Raw genomic sequence first — 11241 nt, forward strand, 5'->3', positions numbered from 1 at the left:
CCTGTTACCTTTTCTCCTGGTATGTAATCTTTACATGCTCTTTTTTCGCATCTACCAAATAAAGCGTATCATTGATTTTAGTAGTCTCAGCCCCTTTTACCGATACTATTTCCCGGCCTGCCGGCAGGGACAGATAGAAAAATGCCCTCCCTGTAAAGTTACCGATTACTGCATCTATCCCGGTATCCGAATACGTAATATTCGGTTCCATCATTTGAAACGCTTTGATTCTGTACACGGCCTCGCCGACCGTCACTCGTTCCAGCCATGGGATATCTTCCTTTTCTACCCCCAGTATTGTCTCCAGATTGCGGCAGTAGTCAATCCATCGTACCGGTTTCCCCTCATCCGTGCCGTATAGAAACGGGGGAATATCTGTAAAAACACTATTGAATCCTATTCCGCGGCTTAACCCCTTATCCTGAAATATGACGTTCTGATATTTTTTCTTTGATATCTGCCGATATGGGATGCAGACCGTATCCGTCATCCCTTCTGTCCATTTAAAATCAGAATCCCACAACTCCAGCCGGTTATCAAAGGGCGAGTCCGTCTCCCGTTTCTGGCTGTAGCTGTTAAGCGAGCCGATCTCATTACTTCCCTCCACAATCCCTTCCAGATAATATGCGAGCATCGCATTCGAAGGTTTTTTGATCCCCTCACCGTCATCTGTGTACCATGTCGTTTTAACCGAATACCGCTCTTCGCAACGCCGGAATTCCGGGAAGAAAATATCATTTTGCACTCCCATGCTGTTTCTTTCATATTCCTTCTGCAAATAATCTGATGAGAATTCATCGGTATATGGCATTCCTGATACAACAAAGCAATAAGCATTCACGATAGGGTACATATACGCCTGGTATAAATCTGTAAAAAGAAAGCTGATTACTGCATAGCCCATGGTTGCGGACATCAGCTCCCGGTCCGCCACATAAACGCTTCCGCCCTTTATGCTGTCCTGATAACGCCAGAATACCGGGGCAAGCTTTTCGTTTTTTACCTTCTTATCCTGCAGTGCCGAGCCATAGACTTCTGTCTGCCTTTTCAGGGTTACGGCCTTCATCGTAAATGCTTCTTTGCTCTCTGCTATCTCACCGAACAAAAGATTCTCTGTAAGCCGGATCCCCTTTTTTTGCTCAATCCCCTTATAAGTATCGATTCCCAGGAGATCTCTCACGCTTTTGTCCTCCAGTGCGGTTTCCGAGGGGATCTCTGTAAAGAAAAGTGTTGTGCCTCTTTCACTGTACTGTTTTAGCAGCCTGAGCTCCTGCTCCGAAAAATCTGTTCTGCATATAAATAAGATTTCAGCCCCGGCACAATCTTCAAGCACCTCTTCCGTCCGAAAACCTTCTTTCATATTTTCAAGCTGCAGGACGGATGTCTGGTAACCTGCGGTATCCCGCCCCCAGACTACAGTCTTTTCAGCAGTCTTGTATTCTGCTCCCTTTCCGGCTTGTTCTTTATCCAGCTGCTCCGCCAGCTTCACCACCGCCTTATATTCTGCACGGTTGTCTGTTTCGACTCGGCTGGATTCATGAATGCTCCTCCAAATATTATCCAGGTTGCTCACAATCAAAAAAACAAAGAGAAGGCAGAACAGGATAATCACTATGTAAACAAATATGTATTTCTTCAGCTGGTTCTTTTTGGAAAGACCAAGCTTATTCAGTAATTTCATTTTATGCTCCCTGCTTTATAACGCGACCAGGCATTCCATGTGCTCAACATCATTAACACCATATACTTCCCTACCTTTAACAGGCCGGTATGCATGGATACCCCCGCGGTCCGCTCATGCATGACGGCAGGTACCTCTTCGATCTTAAAACCAAGCAGCAGCATCTGCACGATCATATTCAGATCCGGATACTTTAAATCAAAGTTATTGTACTCAGAATAGAATGCAAACGCCTTTCTGTTCAGTCCCTGCAGGCCGCTGGTAGGATCGGTCAGACTGCAGCCGGTCACTTTTTTAATGATTTTCCGGAAGAAATAGATCGTATACTTTTTTAATTTTGAAATCCGGAAAGACTGGCTCCCTTCTAGAAACCTGGAACCTATCACAATATCCGGGCAGGCGCCGTCCCCACATGTGCCTTTCTGCTCGCCGCCATCCGCCGGAAAACAGCCCAGTTTTTCACAAATTACTCTTATGTTGCAGAGATCGTGCTGGCCGTCCGCATCCATCTGAAGCAGATAAGCATATTTTTTTCCACGGCATACTTATAGGCGGTCTGCAAAGCTGCGCCGTATCCCATATTGAAGACCTGGCGTATCACCTTAAAACCGGTCTCCTCCACAATTTTTGAAGTACTGTCCGCAGAGCAGTCATCGATCACCAGGACATCCATGTACGCCTCCAGCCCCATTTTTTTCATGTCTAGAAGCAGATCTCCTATATTTTCAGCCTCATTATACGCCGGTATCATCAAAAGTATATTATTCATTCTTTGCCACCTACCTCTTCTTCCGCTAGTTTCTTATAGTCTACAGAAAGATTTAATGTAAAATAAGGATCTTGTGAAATCTTAAAAACAGTCACCGTCTCATCGCTGTAATATTCCCAGACATGGTTTGGATAGATCTGTTTTACCGCCTCCATCCAGTAATGAAGCTTGGACATAACCACATCCCTCTGGTAATAATACGGCGCATCTGCACCATGCAGCCCGCTTGAATCCTCGGTCCAGTCAATGTCCTGCAGTGCCATCTCCGGGCTGATTGCCTTCACCTTGTCCGGTGCATCGATGTCGCTTCTGTCTATTTCCCGCCGGTCATTGGCGAAGGAGATCGGATGCCGTTCTGTCACTACGTATATGTCCGGAGTGGGAATATAGATACTTTTCTTTCCCCTGTCTAAGTCTTTTAACAAGTCCACGATTTCATAATGATAGCCATCGTACCGGATTACCGACAGGTCATTGGTGGGCGATATGACTGTCCACGTGTACTTTTCGTGATTTTCACAAAGATCCAGGCTCACCCTCATATCTGCCTCAGAGATTGTAATGCTGTAATAGCGCTCTTCCTTTATTCTCCCTGCAGACGACATGGCCCAGATACCGCCGGTAATCAGAACCGCGAAGGACATTTCCAGGTACTTTTCCTTTATCCTGCACAGCCTGAGCATAGTAAACAGCATTTCGAAAGGCAGTCCCAGCAGCGGGATACTCAAAAACGTCAGAAACGTTGCCATGCGCTTTACTTCGATCAGGGCCGGAAGATTCAGGTAATAGGCACATGCGAGTATCGCGCCGGCCTCCCACAATACCGCCCAGAAGAGATACCCCAGATACCTTATCTTCTGTCTGGAAAAGATCAGGCCCAGCAGGGCATAAACGGCAAGCGCCCCGTCCGCCAGCATAAGCATACTGGCCGTATCTCTCTTGTTCACATAGTTGTAAGACAGATATTTGGATTCATCCTTCAGAAGATTTTCCGCAAGCGTCAGGACATCTTCCTCCCGCCAGTTATAGGACTTTGCTTCCGCCTTCCCGCCATCCGCATCTTCCTGATTCTCCGACTCCGCCGTTGTCTGTGCGATCCCCAGCGCCCATTCAATGGAACGCTCAAACTCATATCCGTTCAGATATCCCCAGACGTAGGGGATACACGCCAGAATAACGCCTGCAAGCCCGGCCGCAGCAAATCGAAGCAGGACTTTCTTTCGCAGAATGGGAATGAAAAAGACCAACCCAAAGCAGACGCAGATAACCAAACAAAGGATGGTGATATAAAAATGGGCCATGAGCGTCCACGTAATACACGCGGAGAACAATATCAGCTCTCCCTTCTGCTTATTTTTTATGTACGCCAGCATGGCATAGACCATGCCGAAAGCAGCAACAAGCCCGAACTCCATTGGAAAGGAAAACTGAAATCTAAAATAGGACGTAGTATGGAATAAATCCGTAAAAACAAAAAAGGCCCAGCCTGCCATGGCCACATATCTGTTGGAAAAGAATTTTCTGAACAGTGCATATGCCGAGCCAAAAACCATGACGGTTGAAAGAACCGAAAAGTTCAGGTAAACCCGGGTAACATTCATCGGAAACAATGTTCCAAGCGCTGCATTCAGGGTATGCACGCCATGGGGATACATTCCGGCCGGGAACAGGTTACCATGGATCAGCGCCCCGATCCAGTAAAGGTGGATCTCCTCGTCCGTGTGCCCATACCCCGTGTTATGCAGTTTGTACCATCCGTAAAACCAGATGATCCAGGCCATCACAGCACTAAATATCAGGATTTCTGCCACATTTCCCTTAAGACAGCGCTTCTTTTGGATCAGCCACCCCAGCAGCTTCTGCCTGATTTTACGGAAAAACACCTGGAAGCCATAGATTCCCAGTATCAGTTCCTTCAGGACCTTTGCCGAACGCCGCCAAAAGGCCATGATCCTTCTGCGCTCTCTCCAGGATGTCAGGGATAAAGGCAGGATAACCAGCAGGAGCAGCAGAGAAATAAAATGAACCAAATGCAGAAATCCAAGTAAAAGAACAATAAAGTTAATATATAAATTTCCGATGCACTGATAGAAGAAAAAACGGAAAGTCAGCTCTTTTTCGGCTGTATATTTTCGGAGGCAGACAGAGGGAAGCATCAGAGTCAGAAAAAAATATCCTGCCGCGCTCCCTATTATCGTCCACACATTTTCCCATATCATCGTCATCTACCACCCTGTCTGTTTATTCAAGTACACCCCGGAATTACCAGGACGGGGCGCACGTCGTGTGTCATGTCATGCTTCTTTTCTCAGGTTCATCAGTCTGCCGGATAAAACCGGATCCATTCAAGAAGCTCGCTGTCCAGATTCAGAGACGACTCCTTAATCCGCCGGACAGCTTCCCTGAACCCATACTTGTTTTTTATCTTAAAATAGTACTTCAGAACTTCCTTAGCCGCAGCCAGATCCTGTTCCATCATATCCTCTGCACGTTTCACCCATTTTTCAGTGCTGCCCACGTCCTGATACTCGTTCCGGAATTCAATGATATCCCCCAGCATGGCTCCATTCACCTTTGCTTTGTCCTTCTGATAGAGTTCTTCCATGTATCCTTCAAAAAAATTCAGATAAATTTTCTGCTCAGGTTCGCTGAATATTTTTTTGTGAAGCATATTGTCACAGAACTGAAGGTACAGCAGAAGCGTATCAATTTCCTTGCTTTGCTCATAGATCGACCGGAGCCGTTTCTCCGTATCTTTATATTTTGCAATCGTGTCTGTTATGTAGGATGCCGCATAATGCACCACCTCTGAATCCTCCTGCGCCATGGCGCTGCGGATTCCTCCCATATAATCTTCCACATCCGGACGCTTAAGTACCTCCAGGAAAAGCTGCCTTCTGTTCATGGTGTCAGAGATCATCAGCGCTTCCTCGATGGGCACTCTGTCAACCTCCTTCTCAATATCTTCGCCTATGATCATACGGGTTCTTTTTTTGCTGAAACTTAGTTCCTCTTCGTTCAACAGTCCGTCGCGCTTATGAAACAGGATAAAGTTAAACAGCTCACTGCACGATAAGAATATGACTCCAACTGCCGGAACCAGTATCATGAATATGGTCAGAAGAAAGGCCTTTTTATATTCTTTTTTTAGTACGCCTCTGTACAGAAAATAAACCAGCGCCAGACACGTGTTTATGATCAAAATCCACATGAACCATTTGTTTTCCACTCTTTCCAGCTCCTATCATCCAATTCCATTTTCTACCCGTACTCCTGCATTCTGAAAGCGCTGAATTACATAATCGGCTTCCTTTTCGTTCGTGTTCATCAGGAGAATGCATATATCTCCGTCTCTTTCCCCAATGATATCTGTCTGCCTTATTAAGGAAGCAATTTGGGTGTACCCTTCTGCCCCCCTGCTCTGCAGGTACGGTCCGGGTACCCTGAGGGCCGTATATTCCAGCTTATTCTGCTTGGATCCCTCCTGGCAGATTTGATACATTTTATCAAATTCCTCTTCTTTGAGTACATTTGTCCCCTCGATATACTGGTTCGCCAGCCGGTTCCAGTATGTGGCCGCATGGTTCATAGATGCCTCAATCAGACGGCAGATCAGAGCCAGCATATTAGACTCATAGAGGTTAATCTTGGTAAGGTCTTTCGTCCACAGCATGATAATGGCATTCAGATTCTCTCTGTCATATATTCCGCATGCATAGGATGGAAGGGACGACTCAAGATCCCTGTTCCGGTATACCGTTCTTTCAACCAGCTGCCTACCCATGAAGAAATTCTCGTCCGCATGAATGGACTTGCCCATTTGACGCGCCTCTTCGGAGGAAGCAGCCGCAAGGCGCAGATATCCCGTATTGCTGCCTGTTATGTAGATTGCTACGTCATCGATTCCCATCAGCTCCCTCGCTACATCGACCGCCTGGAAAATCACCTTCTGCGGTTCCCAGAAGTCCAGCTGACTGGAGGCTTCATAGACCCTCACCATGCTGTTTTCGTAGTTTACAATCCGTTTTTCATAAATCTCTTTGACGTACCGGTTCCCATCGTAGATTCGGGTCATATCTACAAGCTCGCTCTGGTAATATTTCTTCTCGTCCTCCAGATCGCCGTTTTTTCTTCTGTATTTGTCTCTCATATGCCCCACAACAACGCCGATGACAAGAACCTGCAGGATTCCTGTAAAAGCCGCATAATCAAATGCGCCTCCTGTAATAAGGATCTCCCCAATCTTTGCCAGCAGCGTGAGCAGCGTTGCAAAAAGCGCATGGGCGCACCCGTATACCACGGCAATAATAACTACATAGATCAGATAAAGATCGGCTATGCTCCCGAACCAGGTGTCTTTGAGGAGGTAGGTCAGCAGTGTCATGAGAAGAAACAGCCCTACATTCTCCAACAGAGGAATCAATTTGTCTTTGATAACCGATTTTTTCTTTTCCTCTTTTATCTCCAGATTTTTTTCCTTTTCGTATATCTTAAACAGCTCTCTCAGCCCATCTTCCAGGCTGTATTTTTCGTAAATCCCTAGCCTCTCCAGATGCGGATCCTCTATCCCGGGGAGTGGAATTGTTTTATACACGGCCTCATTGATCCTGGTCTCCCTTCCCGGGATCACGGTCTTAACTGCATCGATGAGCTGCCGTTCCGTATAAACAGTTCCTGGTATCAGGTAATTTTTCTCCCGTTCTTTGCACAGAAATACCCGCATCAGAACATCTACAGCATCATTGACATACAGCACCCGGTGCTGCCTTCCCGCTTCAATCTCCATCTCCGTACTGGTAAAAAAGGTCTCCATAAGCCTTGTACAGATATTGCAATTATGGGTCTTATAATCACCGTATACTTCCGGATAACGGATAACACGTATTTCAAACTCCCCCGGGATATTCTGCTCTGCGCACATGTATTCCGTCTGAATTACCGTCTGCATCAGAATAGAATTGGCTTCAAAATCAGTGTCCTTATCAATAACTTCATCCTCACAGCCGTCGTAGATCCCCAGGGAGGAGCAGTAGATGACCTGTTTGATTCCCGCTTCCTTTGCGCTCATCAGGATATTAGTGATACTGGTCAGATAGCGCACCGACTCCTGATTTATATCCTGCCAGGTAAATTTGGTGTCGCAGATTCCCATAATCAGCAGCACATCCGCCTGTACATTTTTCATGATCGTACCGATATTTTTACTCCGGTAACTGAAATTGTATTCTTGAAAAACTCCGGATCTTGGTTTCTCCCTCCGGGCTTTCTCCGATCCTGTTATAACAAAAATGTCATGCTTCTCTTTTTTCAGCCTGGAAATTAACTCCCTGCAGTATATGCCATATTCTCCACAAATCAATACTTTCATATATCGGCGCTCTCCCCTTTAGCTTTACTGTTTAACCTGTTTTCCAGTTCAGTGTTCTCGTCCTTTAAAAGTGCTATCTGCATTGCCAGCTCTTTTATCTCTGTCTCCATCGAGGAGATCGTGATCGTATGGCGCAGTATAATCAATATAATAACGATAAGGAAGAAAAAGATCAGGGATGCCGGCGGCCACCAGATTCCCAGAAGCTGTGCCGCCCAAGGCAGTATCTTTGGAAAAACTGATAAAATCAGAAGGCCTGCCACCCCTGCAATCCATAGGATCGCCTGATTTTCTGACAGATGCTTCTTTTTCATCTCCCGGCATAGGCCGTATAACATTAACAGACATACCGCAACAGATAATATTTGTAGAACGATGCTCATATACTGTCCCTCCTCTATACTAGTACTGCCATCCTGACATCATGTCTCCGGCTTCTTCAAAAGCATCCCGCCTTATCTCTTCGATCCACTGCTCATAGCCAAACAGACCCTGCCCTGCATGTGCTGCCATCTCAATAAACAATTCGCCTGCAGTCTTATGTGTCTTATATGTATGCAGCTCATAATCCGCTGCCCGCCCGTATATCATAATAAAGCCATCCATGTCCGGGGTGATTTCTGTAATATCCGGCATGTATATTCCGCCGGAATAATTGTCTTTCACTGCCAGATAAACAATGATGAGCTCTGAATAAGGGATTTCCTTTTTTATGTTTTCTTCATAAAGGAAAAACATGGATTTTTTTTGAAATTCTATGCTCAACGGAGCGGAAATGTGATATCTTTTATCCATAGGGGGCCGTCCTTTTTATCCTGTTCATTGAATTACCACAGAATCAGTATTCTGTGGTGGAGAGGTTCAGATTATGTAAGCCATTTTCTGATTCTTCTTTAGAGATATCTATGTTTTATATGCTCAGATTACATTTTGGGCGTAGTTGGGCAGACCTGTTTTGAAAAATAATTGCGGCAGGTCTTATTTTTATACATATAGATCTTTAAATTATGATAAATTGTGTAGGAATGCTTAAAAACAGTATAAAATTATATTGCTTTTATAAAATGTAATTGAATATCGACGGATTTTAATATATAATAAAAGCATCAAATTTATGTATAACTTATCTCTTTTACCACAGAATACTGATTCCGTGGTTAAATACATAAAAACAGTGATATCTAAATTATCCGGCCACCACAGAATACTGATTCTGTGGTTTTTATATTATCAGCTGCATTTTATCCAGTATCCTGTCAAAGTTCCTATAGCTGGATGCAACATAAATCCTCGTTGTTTCAATAGAAGAATGGCCCAGAATATCCGCTAAATGGGATAGATTTTTTTCTACTTCATAAAAGCTTCTCGCAAACAAATGCCTGAGATTATGCGGGTATACTTTTTGCGGTTCTACTCCTGCCGCGTTAGACAACTTCTTCATTTCATGAAAGATGTTGGACCGGTCTACCGGATTCCCGTTTTTTGTTATAAACACACACCCTTCCCTAATATTTTTATGGTTTATATATTCTTTGAGCTTATCCTTTAGCTCGTTGGGAAGAAGGATTACTCTGTGCTTGCCTTTCATATTTATCTCCGCCCGGCCCTGGCTTACTGCATGAACCGTGATATATTTCAGCTCACTGATTCGGATTCCTGTCCCGCATAATGTAAGCAGAATATAATATAGCCGGGTTTTCCCTGTCTTTTTGGCGGAAATCAGCAAAGACTTATATTCCGCGTCTTTTAACTCCTTTTCTTCCTCTACAAACGATTTCTTTTGGACTTTAACAAATTTTATACGGCAGTCCGATAGGCCTGCGAATTCCAGGAACGCATTAACAGCCGACAGCTTTACATTAATCGTCTGTGCCTTGTACTCCTCCTGCAGAGATTCTCTGTATTCTAACAGTCTGCTTTTACTCAATTCCCCGTCACCAAGAAAATCAAATAGATTTTGTATTTCCTTTAAATATTTTTTTATAGTAGCCTGAGATTTTTCATTCAAAACCAGGTTTCTTTCAAATTCTTTCACTTTTTTAATACATAATTTTTCTGTCATATTTTTTTCCTCCGTTTATTTATTAAAATACAATTTTGACAGAAAACTATACATTTTGAAAGTATTTTTTCTTTTTTTATTATTGAAATGAAAGCATTCCCATTACGAAAAAAAGCTTCACGGAACTGCCACCCTCTGGCATCAGTCCTGTGAAGCTCTCTTTTATTGGTTCTCATTCCTCTGCGGCAGCTCTTACGATATCCTGCCGATGTACAACCACACTTTCCCCTTTATCTGTTTACGGATAACAGCACCAAAATCCCTGGAGTCCATAGACTCCTCACGATTATCCCCCATTACAAAAACCTTTCCGTCCTCAACAGTATAAGGGAACTCAACCCCTCCGACCTTCCTCTCGGTCTCCCCATTCACATAGGGCTCATCCATCTCCTCGTCGTTAACATATAACTTTCCTTTCCTGATGTCCACCGTATCACCGCCAACTGCAATGACACGCTTCACGTAATACTCCCCGGAAGGCATTCTCACAGACAGCACATCCCCCCTGTCAAAATGCGGAATAATTCTGGTATAAAAGGCAATCTCATTATTATGAAGCGTTGGATACATGGATTTTCCTTTAACAAACGATACTCCTATAATAAAATTAAATAAAATAAGAACTACAAGAAAAATTATAATGATCTCAATAATATCATGCAGCCACTTCTGCTTATTACCGTCATATTTGCTTAGTATTCTCTTTGACATGGAATTCACTGCTTTCTATATAAATTATATATCCCTATTATACCTCGGATTGGGAATATTGCAAAGGGGTCTGACCCCTTTGCGTACCGTTTTCAGAATATTCTAAAAAAGCCCCCGGAAGGTTACTCCCAGGGGCTTATTGTTTTTAATAATTATGTTTTACTGTCAATCTCTACTGTATCGTTTGTGTAGAGTTCGGACAGCTGATCTTCCAGATCGTTTTCCTCTTTTTTCATGTTGTGGTGTTTTACCGCAAATCCAACGATAACAACAATCAAAACGATTAATGCAGGAAGATCCCACCAGCAAAAACCAAGCACGGTGTGTGAAAAGATATATGACATATTGATTCCTCCTTTTCATTTTGTGCTGTCCGCCGCCGGATGGAACCGGCGGCGCCAGCCTTTGTTGTTATGCCTGCACGGGCTCCTCGCCCGCTGTTCCTTCTTTGATTGCTTTCATTTTTTCTTCCAGCTCATCTTCGAAGTTGCTCTGACGTTTCTTCTGATTATGCTTATGCACTGCGAATACGACTATCATGATGATTCCCACCAGCAGCGCCGGTAAATCCCAGAAGCATAACCCTAAAGTGTTGTGTATGAATTGATATAAATTATACAACATATGGTTCCCTCCTTTTCGGTCTTGCG

Annotated in this window: 12 protein-coding genes; all 12 read right to left on the reverse strand. The window is 44.1% G+C overall.

Translation table 11 applies throughout. The features are described 5' to 3' along the window. Positions 1-4: 4 nt before the first annotated feature. Positions 5-1681 carry a DUF2194 domain-containing protein gene (locus GKG43_RS00285; protein ID WP_055150980.1) on the reverse strand — a complete coding sequence of 559 codons (1677 nt, stop codon included), beginning with the start codon at positions 1679-1681 and terminating at the stop codon, positions 5-7. After that, a complete protein-coding gene (locus GKG43_RS00290) occupies positions 1678-2190 on the reverse strand; it encodes a hypothetical protein (RefSeq protein ID WP_242857516.1) in 513 nt (170 codons plus the stop codon). The genes GKG43_RS00285 and GKG43_RS00290 overlap by 4 nt, the downstream gene beginning before the upstream one ends. After that, a complete protein-coding gene (locus tag GKG43_RS23170; protein ID WP_242857518.1) occupies positions 2154-2450 on the reverse strand; it encodes a glycosyltransferase in 297 nt (98 codons plus the stop codon). Before GKG43_RS23170 ends, GKG43_RS00290 begins: the two co-directional genes overlap by 37 nt. Then, a complete protein-coding gene (locus GKG43_RS00295; protein WP_243125791.1) occupies positions 2447-4675 on the reverse strand; it encodes a pilus assembly protein in 2229 nt (742 codons plus the stop codon). The genes GKG43_RS23170 and GKG43_RS00295 overlap by 4 nt, the downstream gene beginning before the upstream one ends. A gap of 92 nt (positions 4676-4767) precedes the next feature. Next, positions 4768-5679 (reverse strand): hypothetical protein, encoded by a 912-nt coding sequence (locus tag GKG43_RS00300; protein ID WP_242843797.1) that lies wholly within the window; start codon positions 5677-5679, stop codon positions 4768-4770. Positions 5680-5694: 15 nt separating this feature from the next. Beyond that, positions 5695-7818: an NAD(P)-dependent oxidoreductase gene (locus GKG43_RS00305; RefSeq protein WP_129878292.1), complete on the reverse strand. Its 2124-nt coding sequence runs from the start codon at positions 7816-7818 to the stop codon at positions 5695-5697. After that, a complete protein-coding gene (locus tag GKG43_RS00310) occupies positions 7815-8201 on the reverse strand; it encodes a DUF2304 domain-containing protein (RefSeq protein WP_083487005.1) in 387 nt (128 codons plus the stop codon). The genes GKG43_RS00305 and GKG43_RS00310 overlap by 4 nt, the downstream gene beginning before the upstream one ends. 19 nt (positions 8202-8220) lie before the next feature. Then, on the reverse strand, positions 8221-8613 hold the full coding sequence (locus GKG43_RS00315) for a hypothetical protein (RefSeq protein WP_055150990.1): 393 nt from the start codon (positions 8611-8613) through the stop codon (positions 8221-8223). A gap of 427 nt (positions 8614-9040) precedes the next feature. Continuing rightward, positions 9041-9880, reverse strand: a complete 840-nt coding sequence (locus tag GKG43_RS00320) for a tyrosine-type recombinase/integrase (RefSeq protein ID WP_055150993.1) — start codon at positions 9878-9880, stop codon at positions 9041-9043. A gap of 192 nt (positions 9881-10072) precedes the next feature. Further along, positions 10073-10591, reverse strand: coding sequence for a signal peptidase I (gene lepB / locus GKG43_RS00325; protein ID WP_055150996.1), 519 nt, complete (start codon positions 10589-10591; stop codon positions 10073-10075). A gap of 152 nt (positions 10592-10743) precedes the next feature. Then, positions 10744-10935: a hypothetical protein gene (locus tag GKG43_RS00330; protein WP_050639314.1), complete on the reverse strand. Its 192-nt coding sequence runs from the start codon at positions 10933-10935 to the stop codon at positions 10744-10746. A gap of 67 nt (positions 10936-11002) precedes the next feature. Further along, positions 11003-11215 (reverse strand): hypothetical protein, encoded by a 213-nt coding sequence (locus GKG43_RS00335; RefSeq protein ID WP_050639313.1) that lies wholly within the window; start codon positions 11213-11215, stop codon positions 11003-11005. Positions 11216-11241 lie beyond the last annotated feature (26 nt).

The organism is Eubacterium sp. BIOML-A2 (assembly GCF_009680135.1).
GTDB classification, from domain to species: Bacteria; Bacillota; Clostridia; order Lachnospirales; family Lachnospiraceae; genus Faecalicatena; species Faecalicatena contortus_B.

Excerpts from the sequence above, each read along its gene's own strand:
- GKG43_RS00285 (WP_055150980.1), bottom strand. The coding sequence starts at position 1,681 with ATGAAATTACTGAATAAGCTTGGTCTTTCCAAAAAGAACCAGCTGAAG.
- GKG43_RS00290 (WP_242857516.1), bottom strand. The coding sequence starts at position 2,190 with ATGGATGCGGACGGCCAGCACGATCTCTGCAACATAAGAGTAATTTGT.
- GKG43_RS23170 (WP_242857518.1), bottom strand. The coding sequence starts at position 2,450 with ATGAATAATATACTTTTGATGATACCGGCGTATAATGAGGCTGAAAAT.
- GKG43_RS00295 (WP_243125791.1), bottom strand. The coding sequence starts at position 4,675 with ATGACGATGATATGGGAAAATGTGTGGACGATAATAGGGAGCGCGGCA.
- GKG43_RS00305 (WP_129878292.1), bottom strand. The coding sequence starts at position 7,818 with ATGAAAGTATTGATTTGTGGAGAATATGGCATATACTGCAGGGAGTTA.
- GKG43_RS00310 (WP_083487005.1), bottom strand. The coding sequence starts at position 8,201 with ATGAGCATCGTTCTACAAATATTATCTGTTGCGGTATGTCTGTTAATG.
- GKG43_RS00315 (WP_055150990.1), bottom strand. The coding sequence starts at position 8,613 with ATGGATAAAAGATATCACATTTCCGCTCCGTTGAGCATAGAATTTCAA.
- GKG43_RS00320 (WP_055150993.1), bottom strand. The coding sequence starts at position 9,880 with ATGACAGAAAAATTATGTATTAAAAAAGTGAAAGAATTTGAAAGAAAC.
- lepB (WP_055150996.1), bottom strand. The coding sequence starts at position 10,591 with ATGTCAAAGAGAATACTAAGCAAATATGACGGTAATAAGCAGAAGTGG.
- GKG43_RS00330 (WP_050639314.1), bottom strand. The coding sequence starts at position 10,935 with ATGTCATATATCTTTTCACACACCGTGCTTGGTTTTTGCTGGTGGGAT.
- GKG43_RS00335 (WP_050639313.1), bottom strand. The coding sequence starts at position 11,215 with ATGTTGTATAATTTATATCAATTCATACACAACACTTTAGGGTTATGC.